Annotated in this window: 13 protein-coding genes; 1 reads left to right on the top strand and 12 read right to left on the bottom strand. The window is 62.9% G+C overall.

Annotation, left to right across the window (positions count from 1 at the left end; all coding sequences use genetic code 11):
- Positions 1-353: 353 nt before the first annotated feature.
- The 8 genes from PVW27_RS10530 to PVW27_RS10495 form a co-directional block, all read right to left on the bottom strand.
- Positions 354-863 carry a RidA family protein gene (locus PVW27_RS10530; RefSeq protein WP_274557513.1) on the bottom strand — a complete coding sequence of 170 codons (510 nt, stop codon included), beginning with the start codon at positions 861-863 and terminating at the stop codon, positions 354-356.
- Positions 860-1333, bottom strand: coding sequence for a c-type cytochrome (locus PVW27_RS10525; RefSeq protein WP_274557511.1), 474 nt, complete (start codon positions 1331-1333; stop codon positions 860-862). The genes PVW27_RS10530 and PVW27_RS10525 overlap by 4 nt, the downstream gene beginning before the upstream one ends.
- 14 nt (positions 1334-1347) lie before the next feature.
- Positions 1348-2925, bottom strand: a complete 1578-nt coding sequence (locus tag PVW27_RS10520) for an NAD(P)/FAD-dependent oxidoreductase (protein WP_274557509.1) — start codon at positions 2923-2925, stop codon at positions 1348-1350.
- A gap of 165 nt (positions 2926-3090) precedes the next feature.
- On the bottom strand, positions 3091-3735 hold the full coding sequence (locus PVW27_RS10515; RefSeq protein ID WP_274557508.1) for a pentapeptide repeat-containing protein: 645 nt from the start codon (positions 3733-3735) through the stop codon (positions 3091-3093).
- A 202-nt stretch (positions 3736-3937) separates the two neighbouring features.
- Complete coding sequence (locus PVW27_RS10510; protein ID WP_274557506.1) at positions 3938-5563, bottom strand: DUF6892 domain-containing protein; 1626 nt, start codon at positions 5561-5563, stop codon at positions 3938-3940.
- 14 nt (positions 5564-5577) lie between these two features.
- On the bottom strand, positions 5578-6369 hold the full coding sequence (locus PVW27_RS10505) for a hypothetical protein (protein ID WP_274557504.1): 792 nt from the start codon (positions 6367-6369) through the stop codon (positions 5578-5580).
- A gap of 107 nt (positions 6370-6476) precedes the next feature.
- Complete coding sequence (locus tag PVW27_RS10500) at positions 6477-6950, bottom strand: DUF1203 domain-containing protein (RefSeq protein WP_274557503.1); 474 nt, start codon at positions 6948-6950, stop codon at positions 6477-6479.
- A gap of 105 nt (positions 6951-7055) precedes the next feature.
- Complete coding sequence (locus PVW27_RS10495; protein WP_274557501.1) at positions 7056-8705, bottom strand: FAD/NAD(P)-binding protein; 1650 nt, start codon at positions 8703-8705, stop codon at positions 7056-7058.
- Positions 8706-9004: 299 nt separating this feature from the next.
- Between PVW27_RS10495 and PVW27_RS10490 the strand changes: the two genes are divergently transcribed.
- Positions 9005-10423 carry a M20 family metallopeptidase gene (locus PVW27_RS10490; RefSeq protein ID WP_274557499.1) on the top strand — a complete coding sequence of 473 codons (1419 nt, stop codon included), beginning with the start codon at positions 9005-9007 and terminating at the stop codon, positions 10421-10423.
- Between the two features lie 69 nt (positions 10424-10492).
- Here PVW27_RS10490 and PVW27_RS10485 read toward each other — a convergent pair whose 3' ends face one another.
- The 4 genes from PVW27_RS10485 to PVW27_RS10470 all read right to left on the bottom strand — a co-directional run bounded on the left by PVW27_RS10485 (position 10493) and on the right by PVW27_RS10470 (position 13442).
- Complete coding sequence (locus tag PVW27_RS10485) at positions 10493-12061, bottom strand: GMC family oxidoreductase (protein WP_274557498.1); 1569 nt, start codon at positions 12059-12061, stop codon at positions 10493-10495.
- Between the two features lie 14 nt (positions 12062-12075).
- Positions 12076-12597 (bottom strand): Twin-arginine translocation pathway signal, encoded by a 522-nt coding sequence (locus PVW27_RS10480; protein WP_274557496.1) that lies wholly within the window; start codon positions 12595-12597, stop codon positions 12076-12078.
- A 59-nt stretch (positions 12598-12656) separates the two neighbouring features.
- Positions 12657-13052, bottom strand: coding sequence for a VOC family protein (locus PVW27_RS10475; protein WP_274557494.1), 396 nt, complete (start codon positions 13050-13052; stop codon positions 12657-12659).
- Positions 13053-13142: 90 nt separating this feature from the next.
- Positions 13143-13442 carry a ribbon-helix-helix domain-containing protein gene (locus tag PVW27_RS10470; protein WP_274557492.1) on the bottom strand — a complete coding sequence of 100 codons (300 nt, stop codon included), beginning with the start codon at positions 13440-13442 and terminating at the stop codon, positions 13143-13145.
- Between the last annotated feature and the right edge of the window lie 57 nt (positions 13443-13499).

The raw sequence follows: 13499 nt of genomic DNA, 5'->3' as shown, positions 1-13499 counted from the left end.
AGCCCTGACTCTATGAAACCCGTTGGCCAGCCTGCCCGAGGGCGTGAAATGGCTGCCCGCGATGCCGTGAAACGCGTGCCCGAGATCACGCGAAATCACTGCCCAAATTCCGCGAAATGCGCACCATCAAGATGCGGATCGCTGCTGTGTCCTGCGGCGTGCGCGGAAACTCGGTCTTTGGCTGGATAGGTGGCGCAAGCGCCAAAGCCGCGCGCACCCTGACCACCGTCACCGACAGCAGTGCTGCACGGCGATCAGGGTCAGAGTGCGAGGGTGCTCCAGTCTCCGGCTTGTCGTTCAGAGCCGTGCCACATCAGAGCGCGGGAATACTCCCCGCGTCCGCTGGCCTGTCATCATTCGCCGGGTGGTCGAATGGCTGTTACTTCGATCTCGACCAACCAGGCGGGGTTTGCCAAGCCTGCGACTTCAAAGACGGACCGAACCGGAAGGCGCGGTTGATCCGCTGTGCCGAAGAACTGGGTATATCCGTCCATGAACCCTGCAAAATCCATACTGTCGGACCCGTCCGGGGCCACAAGAAACACCTGCATCTTGTAAATGTCGCCTATTTCAAGATCCAGATCGGACAGGGTGTCTTGGATAGATGTCAGGACGGACACTGTCTGCGCCTTTGTGTCGCCATAGGCATCGACCGAGCCTTCTGCGGCGCTTGTGTCGATGACAGACGGCACGGCACCGCTCAGGTAGACGACGGTCGCATCGCCCGGGACCTCGACCGCGCGCGCGATCGGGAAGTTCGAGCCAGGAATGGCGTGTCTGACGACCTCCTGTGCGTGGGCCGTCGTCGCGCCCAAGAGAAGGGCCAGCGCAATCGCGCAGCGCTTTGGGACACAGATGGTCATGGGCGTGACTCCTCGATGTCTTCGGCAGTCGCTTCGCCGTATTCGGCGATGAAATCATTACCGAAACTGGACCGGATGTAATTCACGACATCGGCGATCTGTTGATCGTCCAGCAACCCACCAAAAGGCGGCATGGCCTTTTGTCCATTCAGGATAAGGTAGATGGGATAGGACGGATCGGCCAGCAACGCGTTGTCGGCAAGCGCGGGGTAAGCCCCGGCACCCACAGCGCCTTGCCCCATCGGCATGTGGCAACCTGCGCAAACCGCATTATAGACGGCCTCACCCCCCTTTTGGGTGATCTCGCCCGAGGACCGGAATCTTTCCCATTCCGCTCCTGTCGGTTCGAAGGTCCGGAAATCCGATGTTTGGGTTTCATCCGGATCAGCCGCGCTGGACTGTGCCTGGGCGCTGAGGCCAAGACAGATGGCAGCGGCGCTTGCCACGAGTGTTTTTGCTATCGTTGTCATGTCGGTTCTCCTGATCAGCGGTTGGTCGCGTGCTCGTGGAGCTGTTGGATCGCATCAAGGGCAGAGAGGATCGCACCCTCCTGCCAGGCTGGCAGATACGACAGCTGTTCGCCCGCAAGGACGATACGGTCGCCCTCTTCCATGGTGACCGCAGCGGTGTAGTCGCGGTCCTTGTCCTGCCAGATGCCATAGCAGCCCAGCACCCAAGGCACCTTGTGCCAACTGACGCAGACGCCCCCTGCAAACTCATCCGCATATTGCGGATGAAGGCGTGAGCCGTATTCGACGGCCCATTTCACCGCTTCGTCAGGCTGCATGGCGTTGAACTGATAGGCATCAGCGCCCCAGACATAGCCGCCCAGCAGCACGCCTTTCCCGGCGCTCAGATAGTCGTAGGAGGGGTAACTGATCAGGGCGATGGGCAGATCGGTATAGGAGATGCCGCCAAAGATGTGCTCGTCCTCTTCCCAGAAACGGCGGTTGAATTCGAGGCCGAACTTGACCGATCCTTCATAATACATGGTGTCGATGGCATAGGTCTTGTCTGACGACAGGTTGTGTTCGATCTGGCCGAGGATCGAGAAGGGGATCGTGCAGACGCACCAGTCGGCGGTCACCTCGATCGGGTCGCCGCCTTGCCGCGCGTCCTCGTAGCGGACAGTGACGCCGCTGTCGTCCTGAAGCATCGAGATGACTTTGGCGTTGTAGGTGATCACGTCACCCACCTCGCGCGCAAAGGCCTGCGCGATCATGTCCATGCCGCCGACCGGCTGAAAGATGGCGCTTTGGTGATGGACGCTTTCCGGATCGCTCAGCCATGTCCACAGGTCGGACTGTAGCAGCTCTGTCATGTCCAGCGGCGATGACGGGGTTGGGGCCCCGTCGCGTCCACCCCCCGCTTCGCGCTCATACCCGCGGTACTCGCTGGTCGCGTCACTGGAGACATAGGCATTCTGATCGTTCAGGATGCCATAGGAACGCAGCGATTCCAGCAGCTTGACCCTGTCACTTTCGGTGACCTCTGCATCGAGCTTGCCTTGGTCGGTGGCCTTGGCCAACAGTTCGGCGATATGCCCACGATAGTCTGTCGCGATGTGCCGGAAACGCTGTGGCTTGCCGTCGAATGCCTCACTGCGATGAAGATAGGCGTTGTGGTTCTTCTGGATGAACGGTTCCAGTTTCACCCCGAGCCTTTTGCAATAATCCAGAACGGCATGGTGATTGTACGGAATCCGCCACGGACCCGGATTCAGGTAGCCGCCCTCTTCGAACGCCACTTTCTGGGATACTCCAGCAAGGTCGGTATAGGTGTCACCGCCACGCAGGGTCCAACAGCGCCCGCCCGCTTTTTCACGGTACTCCAGAACCTGCACCTCATATCCGGCGCTGCGCAGTTCAAGCGCCGCTGTCAGCCCGGCCAGACCCGCCCCCAGAATAAGGACGCGTCGCCCATTGGGCTCACCTTCCAGAACCACGCGGCCCGTGTAGGTCGAATCCTGCGCATGTCCCAAAGTGGCCATCGCGTGATACATTGCGGCCGACCCTGCGGCCATTCCGACCGCCTCCAGCAGATTGCGTCGTGTCATGGTCATGTCTGGTCCTCCCTTAGCTTTTTGAAGCATCACTTGGAGAACCAACGCAGAACTATCGGCTTTGTTCCTTGCAAGTCAGTCGGGTGGGGCATGAACCGCGCGCCGGTGTTGCCCATCCCTGTTGCAAAGGTGAGCAGAAAGCAGCCCCGCGCCGCTTTGGAGCGCTCAACACCCGGCTGTGTTGCGTGATCCGTCCGGCATGACAGTGTTGCACAGTTTGGCCCCGTCCAGCGACGCCCCTTCGAGGTTCGCCCCAAGAAGGACCGTGCCCTCAAGCATGGCGCCGGTCAGCACGGCCCCGCGCAGACTGGCCGAGGTGAGGTTGACCCCGGTCAGGTTCGCGCCTGTCAAATTGGTTCCTGCAAGACTGGCCAGTTCCATATAGGCGCCGTTCAGATTGGCCCCGGACAGATCGGCCGCGTCCAGCCTCGTTTGTGTCAGGACCGCGTCGCTGAGGTTGGCCCCGCTCATGTCGGCACCGCCGAGGTCCGCCGTCGTCAGATAGACCCCGGTCAGGTTTGCGTCTGACAGATCGGCTTTTGTCAGCGTGGCCGCGGCAAGGTTGGCCCCCGCAAGATTGGCCCCTTCCAGACCGGCGCCGTCAAGATCGGTCGCCCAGAGCCGCGCCCCGGACAGATTGGACCCCGAAAGCGCCGCCCCGGCCAGATCGGCGCGTCTGAGGTCTGCTTCGGACAGGTCGCAGGCCTCGCAGGATTTGGTCGCCATGAGTTGGGCCAGATCGGCCTCGTCCCATGCCAGTGCCGCCATCGGGATTAGTGCCGCCACGGCGGCCAAGGACAAGCATTTCATCGCAATCCCCTCCTTATCTTGCACCAGATAAGCAGATCGCCATGCTTTGCGGTAGGTTTTTGATGGTGTGTGGTGCTACCACGGACAGCAACCCGGAAACGCGTGCAGATCGCGCAGCAACAAGGAACCTGCCCCCGTCGCCTTGGCGTCTGAGATCTGCGCCCCGGCCTCGGCAAAGGCAAGGTGCTGGTCCTCGGTCACGTCAGCGATGCGCCTGATCCTCGGGCAAGAGCATGATCCCGCGCGCCTTGACTGCTGCCAGAAGCGTGCGGTTCGGCTTGCTGTTCTCCAGCCCGCTGATGCGCGTCAGGTTGGGCAGCAGGTCCAGATCCGCGATGGCCTTGGCCGTCACCGGCACGGGATCATCGCCAGCGCCCGGGTCCCAGAAGGGGAAAAGATGGTCGATATACCGCGGACCGCCGTCAAGGCCGCTGGACTGGTGCAACCTTTCAACCCTTGCCAGCAGATCGTCCGGCGTAGGCAGGTTGGCGAAATAGGCTTTCACCTCGGGGATGATGGCGTAACCGTCCTTGTCTACATTGATTTCACGCTTCTGGTATTCGGCAGCAAAGGCGTGGATATCGAACTTGGGCAGAAGCACGCCCTGCCGATACATCAACTCTTCTATGACCAACAGTTTCAGCCCGAAATCGCGAAAGCGGTTCTGCGCGGGCTTGGCGATGGCAAAGACCTTGGGCCGCGCGGCATCGGCCTTGGCCTCGTCCAGCAAGGCTTGCGCCATGGGACCAAAGGGTGCGGGCAGTTGACGGGCGGCGACGGTCAAAGCCTTGCGCTTGGTGGCCGCACTGGACAGTGCGCGCACGGCACCTTGCCGCCGCCGGGCGTTCCAGTTGTCGAAATCGGCCGCGATCAGCGCGGCTTCGGCCTCAAACTCGCGTGCAGAGCGCGCGTCTTTCTCCCGATTTGCCTTTGCGGCCAAGCTCATGTCTCCTTCCGATGCGGCTATGGCGTTACGATATGTCTCAGCCCATATTCGCGCATCCTTGACGGCGTCCTCCTGCGTTTTCGGCACGATCTGCAAAGGCCCTTCCACAAAGGCGCGCCAGAAAGCCGCGACGCGCGCCTCGGGCCATGAGGGGGCATCCCGCAAAAGATGGGTGAAGATCGCCGGGCCTTGCGAGAAGAGCGCGCCAAACTTCTGCGCATGCGCCCCAAGCAAGTTTGCTGCCAGCGAGACACTCGGCGCGTTGGACGGATTGCCGTCCGCTTCCAGATGAAACAGGATCCAATCCGCTGTGACCGTTGCCGCATCGGGATGCTCGGCCAGCATGCTGATCAGGGTATGGTCAATTTCCTGCGGGAAGGCACGAAAGATATCGGGGATCAGAGGGATGATATCACCCTCCAGCACATCTGATCCGGGGCCAAAGACCTTGTGCCTGCGGTAGAGCATCAGCATCGCGGCGACCACGGCACCCCAGCGCCCGGTTTCGCCGCGCGACGGCATGTCGAACACCATATGATCGGGCCGCGCCAGCGCCGCGCGCAGCAGGTCCAGATGTTCGGCGTGATGGGATTGCAGCAGGCGCCATGCATCCTTTTTCCGCTGGAATCCGGGCAAGTAGTTGCTTGCGGAAAAGACCAGCACGAAGCGGCAGGCCCGCGCTTTATCGCCCAAAGCTGCGGGCGGGGCATCGTCGAGGACACCCCGGACCGCATCCAGATAGATGCGGTAAAGCCCCGGCAGCAGAGCGGGCGCGCTCTCGATCAGGTCGGCCCATTCTGCCCAGAGCGCCTTCGTCTCGGCCCAGCCATAGGGCGCGGCGGCGGTAAAGGCGGCCATGGCCTTGTCCAGTGCGGTCATCATCACGCCTTTCCTCGTCAACCATCAGGGGTAACAGGGTGCAGACTGCCATCGGGATGAACGATCACCGTGTGCAGGCCATGGGTGACACGCGCGCGGCAAAAGGGCGGGCCGGACACAGCGCCTGCCAGAAGCACCCGGAAACCGGCGGCTTTCAGCGGCAGGTCCCGATGCGCGAGGAACACATGCGCATCGTCCTTCAGGAAGAACCCGTCGCGTCGCGTCTTGCGGGGATCGAAAGGACCCGGATGGGGGCCAGAACAGATCTGCACCCCATCCGTGCCGACACTTTCTCCGACCTTGCAGAAGCTTGCCGGATCGGCCCCCGGAATGACCGTGCGCACCTTGGTGTCGCTGTTCCAGTGCCAGACCTCGCCCAGAGCCGCTGCGAAATCGGGATAGAGGCAGAAGGGATCGTCGGTCGTGGCGGCCCTGATGCGCGCGGGGCGCGCCCGTTCCGCTGGCCATGCGATGCAGTGCTTCCAAGCGTTTCGGTCGGTTGTGCGCCGCACCGTCCTGCTTCGCAGCGACCCGGTTGAATCTTGGCGCTGGCCCTTTTCGGGCAAAGGATCAGAGCCGGTCTGAAAGCCGCTTGGCCAGATCGGCGCGATCGCCTCGGCGCCGTAATGGTTTAGCACCCAGTCCAGAAACATCCTGTCCGTCGCGGGGGCATGGTGCAGGATCAGGATGTCACCTTCGTCATCGCCCCTGAACAGCAGGTCACACAACAGGTTGCCGATCATGACCTGACCCGGTCCGCCGATTTTGAGCCCGGAATCATGCACCGCGTCAATCGCCGAGATGACCACCTGTTTGTCGTCCTGCCCGGCGCAACCCGTGCCTCGATGCTGCGGTCTTGCACCAATAGGACCCCGATGCGTCATCGGACAGCGATGCCCGTGATGAAGGTCACGCCTCAGGCGGCGCGGGTGATCCGTGTCAGAAAGCAATTGTTCCGCGCAGATCGCACATCGACAAAGCTGATCTCGTCCCGTTCCAGCAGGGTTGCGGCATAGGCGGCAAGATCCTCTCTGCCCACGATCCTGCCGGTGCCATAGCGGATGCGTTGATCGGGCGTATAGCCTTTGAGCAGGTAATCCGGACTTGCGTTCAGGATCGGCGGAAGCCCGGTTCCCGTCCACGGGTCGCAGGCGTCCGCGCACAGAAAGATTGGGCCGGTTTCGGCATAGGGGTGAAGACCGTCAAAGGGTCGGTGCGCCAGAACCAGCATCCCGGCCTTGTCCGGGATCAGGTTCAGGCAATGCCTGCACGGATTGCCGCCGTCATTCGACAGGACATGCTCGGGCGCGCAGCCATAGGCATCGCGGCCCCCATGCCGCAGATGGGTCACGATCTCGGTGGAAAGGGGGTGGAACATGATTTGGGCCATGTGGACTGTCCTGTGTTGTCAGAGGTTTCATTCTCCGACCGGCCACATCTGCCGCAATCCGTTTCCTGCGCAAAGATGTCCACGTTGGGCGGGCAACTGTGCCCATCACAGGCATGCCATCAGGCCCAGTCGCCGCAGCACGCCTTCGGCCCAGCGGTCGCCCGCGCGGCCAAAGCAATCATGCAGCGAATCCACAGCGATCACGCTTCCCAAAGCCAGCCGCCCCAACAGGCAAAGTCCGGGCAGGGGCCGGCCCGCGTCATCCATCACGCATCCATCCGGTGCGGTGCGCGCCGAAAGCCCCGCGCCATGGGCGACAACCTTGCCAGAGGCCACCAACCCCGCCATGGGGTCCGCGCAGATGCGGGACAGATCGGGTGGCGGCATGACGCCATCGACCATCACCGATACATCTGCCATGCGCGCTCCCTTGGACAGGGTCCAGCCTGATCCTGTCATGGCGATCTCGGGGTCGGCGCACAGATCCAGATCGACCAACCCGCAATCCAGCAAAGCCTTGAGTTCACGGCTGGAGGTCAGCGGGGGGCCATAGGAATAGCGTTTCAACCCTTCATCGAAGCCAAGGATCGCGCGCGCCGTCTCGGGTGAGGGCAGCGCGCTGTTGTAACCGGCCCGCAGGTCGTTCTGCCATTTCCGCCAGAGTTGCCCGATCGTATAGCCGATGGTCGGCGGCGACAGACCCGCCGCAATCGCGATGCCGTTCTGAAGGATCTCCCGCGCGTCCCCATGCTCTTGCTGGCCGGGCGCTGACCATTCCGTCTGCAACCAGTCCGCGATCATGCGCGGCGCGGGCGCTGCGCCATGGGCGCGCATGATCCGCAGCGCGGCCGGAGCAAGCGCTGCGTTGATCCGCTGCTCTGCCCCGGCTGGCGTGTCCTGCACCGCAGCGGCGATGGCTGCGGCCACTGCCTCGGTTTCGGCAGGCAGGGGGGTGAAGGCCGCATCCAGTGCGGCGGTTGCGGGCTTCGGATAGGGCGGTTTGCCATCCAGCGAGAAGGGCAGGATTCGTGCCGGTTCCCGCCCGGAAGGATAATAGCGCCCCTGCGCGAACCGTCCGCCCTGACCGGTGGTCAGCACGCGCAGGATATCGAAGGCCGACAAGGCCAGACCCCGGATGGCAACACCTTTCCCCGTCCAGTCCGCTGCCTTGGCGGTCAACCGTCGGGCCGGATAGGCCTGTTCCAGCACTGCCGTGGATGCGGCCGCGTGATCCTGCCATGCGGCCAATTGTTCGTCTGGGGTCACCGCGGGCTGACCGACCGTCAACAACACCTCGGCATAGGGGCCATGCGATGTGCCGCCCGCGCGCAGGGTCCAACCGCCATCGGCCTTTGCGATGGTATCGACGCTTTGCGCCAGAAAGGTCATGTCCAGCAGGCCAAGATCCACCAGATCCGCAAGCCGCGCCTCAAGATAGCGGCCCAGATCGGCCCGAGGCGGGAAACTGTCAGGTGCCGCCCGCCCTCCCAACCATGCGCCAAATCCTCCGCAACGCGAGAAAGCGGGACCATCAATCGCAATATCCCGAAACGGGATGTTCAGCAGGCAGGTGGCACTTTCCTGCGGGTCGAAATTCGGCCCCGCGCCCTTGGCCGGGAAGGGATCGAACACATCGACGCTCAGGGGCGCGCCCTGTCCCTGCAACAGGGCGGCCAGCGATTCCAGCGCACCCAAACCGCGCGGGCCCAGGCCAATGACGGCGATCCTTGCGGATGTGCTATGTCTGTCCATCATCGGTCACTCTCTCCTATCCCGGTCAAGGCGCGGCTTGCATGCCGATCCGGTCAACGTCCAGCTTTCGGTTTTGATCCATTCCGTCCCGGGATACCATGCCCTCGTCTTGTCAGACGTCCTGTTCCGCGCCGCCGGCGGCGTCGCTCAGATTGCTCCCGTGCAAGCGCATTCAGGCGGTGCGGGCCGCCATCCCGCATCACCCGCGCCGCGCGGTATTTCACAACTGGATTTACCGGCCCCGCCGTGATTGAGTTTCCGGCAAACACCCTGACTCCGTCCGCGCCCAAAAGGAAACTGGAATGACGACGAACGAAAATCCGATCTGGTCCCGCGTGGACGCCAAGCGTGAGGCTTTTGTCGGCCTGTCCGACCGTGTTTTCGACATGCCCGAGATCGCCTATACCGAGGTCCGCTCCTGCGCCGAACATACAGCCATGCTGCGTGCCGAGGGGTTCCGTGTCACTGAACGGGTGGCAGGCATCCCCACCGCCGTGATGGGCGAGGCAGGCGAGGGTGGTCCGATCATCGCGATCCTTGGGGAATATGACGCGCTGCCCGGCCTCAGCCAGCAGCCGGGTCTGGCCATGCCCAAGATGATCGACCCGTCAGGGCAGGGGCATGGCTGCGGGCATAACCTTTTGGGGTCCGCCGCCATGCTGGCCGCGACCGCCATCAAGGACTGGCTGGCGGCCGAGGGGATCAAGGGCCGCGTGCGCTATTTCGGCTGCCCTGCGGAAGAGGGCGGTGCGGCCAAGACCTATATGGTGCGCGATGGCTGGTTCGATGATGTCGATCTGGCGATCACATGGCATCCGGGCAGTTTCAATGCCGTGGATGACGCGCGGTCGCTGGCCAATACGCGGATCGACTTCACCTTCACCGGCAAGGCGGCCCATGCGGCGGCAGCCCCGGAACTGGGCCGGTCGGCGCTGGACGCGGTCGAGTTGATGAATATCGGCGTCAATTACATGCGTGAACATATGCCCGATGATGCGCGGGTGCATTACGCCTATCTGGATGCAGGCGGCTCTGCGCCCAATGTGGTGCAGGCCAAGGCCACCGTGCGGCAACTGATCCGCGCGCGCGACCTGAAAGGGCTGTCCGATCTGGTGGCGCGGGTGCGGGCCATCGCGGATGGCGCAGCGCTGATGTCCGGCACCAAGGTCGAATCGCACGTCTTTTCGGCGGTGTCCAACCTTCTGGGCAACCGCCCGCTGGAGGAAGCGATGCAGACCGAGTTCGAGGCGCTGGGCCCGGTGCCCTTCGACGCCACCGACGTGGAGTTTGCCAATGAGATCCGCAAGACCCTGACGCCCGAGGATATTGCCGATGCCTTCCGCCGCCTCAGCATGAAACCCCAGATGGACAAGCCGCTGTGCGATTTCATCGCTCCACTGGACCGGCCCTTTGGTGGTGGGATGGGATCGACCGATGTGGGCGATGTCAGTTGGGCCGTGCCCACAGTGCAGGCCCGCGTCGCAACCGCCGCGATGGGCACGCCGCTGCACACCTGGCAGCAGACCGCACAGGGCAAGGCCCCCTTCGCGCATAAGGGCATGGTCCATGCGGCCAAGGTGATGGCCGCGACGGCGCGCGCCGCGATTCTCAGCGAGACACTCCGGGCTGCGGCCAGAAAGGCCCATCAGGAGCATCTGGCGGAATTCCCGTATGCCTGCCCCATCCCGGTCACGACGAAACCGCCGATCGCAGCCGAGTGATCTGAAACAGAAGGCGTCACAGAATAGACCGGGCGCCATGCGGATGCAGGCGCCCGGTTGCGTTTCGGATCAGAGGTTGCCCGCCGCCATCTCGCGCGCGATATGGTCGGCCTGCCGGATCGCCAGCGCCACGATGGTCAGCGTCGGGTTTTCCGCTGCCCCCGTCGTGAACTGCGAGCCGTCCGAGATGAACAGGTTCGCAATATCATGGGTTTGGCCCCATTTGTTGCAGACCCCATCCTCGGGCCGTTCCGACATGCGGTTGGTGCCAAGGTTATGCGTGGACGGATAGGGCGGGGTCGGGAAGGACCGTGTGGCCCCCACCGCGTCATAGATCGCCATCCCCTGCTTGTAGGCGTGGTTGCGCATGGCGACATCGTTGGGGTGATCGCTGAAATGCACATTGGCCACAGGCAGGCCCCACTGGTCCTTGGTCTCGGACAGGGTGATGCGGTTGGTGGCCTGTGGCATATCCTCGCCCACGATCCACATCCCGGCCATGTTCTCATAGTGATCCAGCGCCGTGGTGAACCCACGCCCCCAGCCGCCGGGATTGAGGAAGGCCGCCATGAAGGGCAGACCCAGCGCCAGCGTTTCCAGTTCGTAGCCACCCACAAAGCCGCGCGACGGGTCGTGCCGCGCCTCATCCTGCACGATCCCGGCCATGGTGGTGCCGCGCCACATGCGCACGGGCTTGTCGAAGATGCCGTAGATCGACCCGGTCGTGTGGCGCATGTAGTTCCGCCCCACCTGATCCGAGCTGTTGGCAAGGCCATTCGGGAACATGCTGGAGGCCGAGTTCAGCAGAAGGCGCGGGCTTTCAAAGCTGTTGCCCGCCACGCTGACGATCCGCGCCTTTTGCAGATGCAGATTGCCCTCCTTGTCGAAATACTCGACTCCCGTGACCCTGCCCGTATCGTCATGCAGGATGCGGGCGACATGGGCATGCTCGCGCACTTCCAGATTCCCTGTCGCCTCGCCGCGCGGAATGTCGGTATAGGCGGCCGACCATTTGGCCCCCCATTTGCAGCCCTGAAAGCAGAAACCCGTCTGCTGGCAGGCGGGCCGCTCGTCATAGTCGGACGAGTTGATGGCCATGCGCCCGGTATGGACTTCCTTGTAGCCCAGTTTCTTGGCCCCGGCTTCAAAGACCTTGTAGTTGTTGTTGCCGGGCAGGCCCGCGCGGCCTTCGGTCAGGGTGACGCCCAGCTTTGTTTCGGCCAGCGCATACCACGGCTCCATCTCGGCGGCGTCGATGGGCCAGTCCAGCAGGTTCGCCCCCTCGACCGCGCCATAGGTGGAAAGCGCCTTCCACTCATGCTCCTGAAAGCGGATCGAGGCACCGGCCCAATGGGTCGTGGTGCCGCCCACCGCCTTGACGATCCACGCGGGCAGCCCGGCAAAGTCCTTGGCCACGCGCCAGTCGCCACTTGTGGTGCGCGCGTCCAGCCATGCCAACTGGCCGAAACTGTCCCATTCGTCGTTGATATAGTCGTCGGGCAGGTAACGCCCGCCCGCCTCAAGCGCCACGACCTTGACGCCCTTTTGCGCCAGTTCATTGGCCAGAACACCGCCGCCTGCGCCGGTGCCGATGATGACGACGACCGAGTCGTCGTTCAGATCAAATTTCGCAACCATGTCAGCGTCCTCCCTTACAGCCAGTCGATATCGTCGAAGCCACGGTCGATATATCCGCCTTGGCTGAAGGACTCGCCCTCGTAGCCGAAGATCGGCCAGACGTCCTTCTGGTTATAAAGGCCGGTCACCAGACCCGCCCGCACGGTCTGGAAAAAGACCTCGCCCTCGATCGCCTGAAGCACCTTGACGCGGTCCTCTTCCCAGCCGATCGACAGGTAATCCGCATGGCCCTGCGCCTGTGCGGCCGCGTTCAGCGCGGCAATGCCCGCATCGACCAGGTCCTTGGCCGCCGCGTCGTCATAGCCTTTGACCGCCACCGCGTAGAAACGGTCCGCCACCTGATCATGCGGATAGATATCGCGCGCCATCTGCATCAGCGTCGCCATCTGCTCGGGCGTGATGACCGACACTTCCATGGCCCATGCCGCATCGGGGGCGGCGATGAAGCCTGTCCCCGCAACGGCAAGCGCCCCGGCTGCCACGGCGCGACCAAGCAGCGCGCGCCGGGTCAGCCCCTTTCGTTCCACTCTTGTCATTGATGTATCCTCCCTGGGAATGATCCCGGCCGCCCTCCCCGACGGCCGGGCAGGCGGCGCTACTGGAAGCGACCGCCGCGCTGAAGCACCTCGATCTGGTAACCATCCGGATCGGCGATGAAGAAAAACTTGGCCACCTGCACACCGTCATTCTTGAAATCGACCAGATTGCGCGGCGACAGCCCGGCCGCCGCGAGCCGGGCATGTTCGGCCTCGACGTCATCCACCGAGACCGCCAGATGCCCATAGCCGTCGCCCAGATTGTAAGGCTCTGTCCTGCCCTTGTTGACGGTCAACTCCAGCTCGAAGCTGCTTTCGTCATTGGACATGTAAATCAGGGTGAAACTGTCGAAATCCAGCCGATCAGCGACACGCAGGCCAAAAGCCGTTTCGTAAAACGCCACAGAGCGCGCCTCTTCCAGCACGCGGATCATCGAATGTATTGTCTTGGCCATGGGCCCTCCGGAACTTGCTTGTTCTGGTAAGGCTAACGAACCAATTTCGGCTGCGGGTAGTAGGTGACTACTACAGGCGCAGTATTTTCGTCACTCGGCGGCGAAGCGCGGCGCAGGCTGCGGCACCTGATCCAACTCGCCCAGATGGATCGTGCAGGCGCAGCGCAGAAGCGAGGTGAAATTGGTCACCTCCCCATGCTGCTCCAGCACTTCGGAATGAAGTTTCGACACGAAGGCCGGTGTCGAAACGCCGTCTTTCTCGGCCATCTGATCGACGATCCCCCAGAACGCCCGTTCAAGGCGTATGCTGGTGGACTGTCCATTCAACCGCAGACGGCGGGTGATATATTCATAACGGCTGGGATCTTGGCCCGCGAAAATCTGGCACATCCTGGCATCCTCCCTGATCAGATGATGCCGGATTGCGGGGGCAGGTCAAGTAAACCC

It is taken from the genome of Seohaeicola sp. 4SK31 (assembly GCF_028802875.1).
Classification (GTDB): domain Bacteria; phylum Pseudomonadota; class Alphaproteobacteria; order Rhodobacterales; family Rhodobacteraceae; genus Seohaeicola.
The sequence above is the reverse complement of the archived record's forward strand: the minus strand, read 5'-3'. Positions and strand labels throughout refer to the sequence as shown.

Excerpts from the sequence above, each read along its gene's own strand:
- PVW27_RS10530 (WP_274557513.1), bottom strand. The coding sequence starts at position 863 with ATGACCATCTGTGTCCCAAAGCGCTGCGCGATTGCGCTGGCCCTTCTC.
- PVW27_RS10525 (WP_274557511.1), bottom strand. The coding sequence starts at position 1,333 with ATGACAACGATAGCAAAAACACTCGTGGCAAGCGCCGCTGCCATCTGT.
- PVW27_RS10520 (WP_274557509.1), bottom strand. The coding sequence starts at position 2,925 with ATGACCATGACACGACGCAATCTGCTGGAGGCGGTCGGAATGGCCGCA.
- PVW27_RS10515 (WP_274557508.1), bottom strand. The coding sequence starts at position 3,735 with ATGAAATGCTTGTCCTTGGCCGCCGTGGCGGCACTAATCCCGATGGCG.
- PVW27_RS10510 (WP_274557506.1), bottom strand. The coding sequence starts at position 5,563 with ATGATGACCGCACTGGACAAGGCCATGGCCGCCTTTACCGCCGCCGCG.
- PVW27_RS10500 (WP_274557503.1), bottom strand. The coding sequence starts at position 6,950 with ATGGCCCAAATCATGTTCCACCCCCTTTCCACCGAGATCGTGACCCAT.
- PVW27_RS10495 (WP_274557501.1), bottom strand. The coding sequence starts at position 8,705 with ATGATGGACAGACATAGCACATCCGCAAGGATCGCCGTCATTGGCCTG.
- PVW27_RS10490 (WP_274557499.1), top strand. The coding sequence starts at position 9,005 with ATGACGACGAACGAAAATCCGATCTGGTCCCGCGTGGACGCCAAGCGT.
- PVW27_RS10485 (WP_274557498.1), bottom strand. The coding sequence starts at position 12,061 with ATGGTTGCGAAATTTGATCTGAACGACGACTCGGTCGTCGTCATCATC.
- PVW27_RS10480 (WP_274557496.1), bottom strand. The coding sequence starts at position 12,597 with ATGACAAGAGTGGAACGAAAGGGGCTGACCCGGCGCGCGCTGCTTGGT.
- PVW27_RS10475 (WP_274557494.1), bottom strand. The coding sequence starts at position 13,052 with ATGGCCAAGACAATACATTCGATGATCCGCGTGCTGGAAGAGGCGCGC.
- PVW27_RS10470 (WP_274557492.1), bottom strand. The coding sequence starts at position 13,442 with ATGTGCCAGATTTTCGCGGGCCAAGATCCCAGCCGTTATGAATATATC.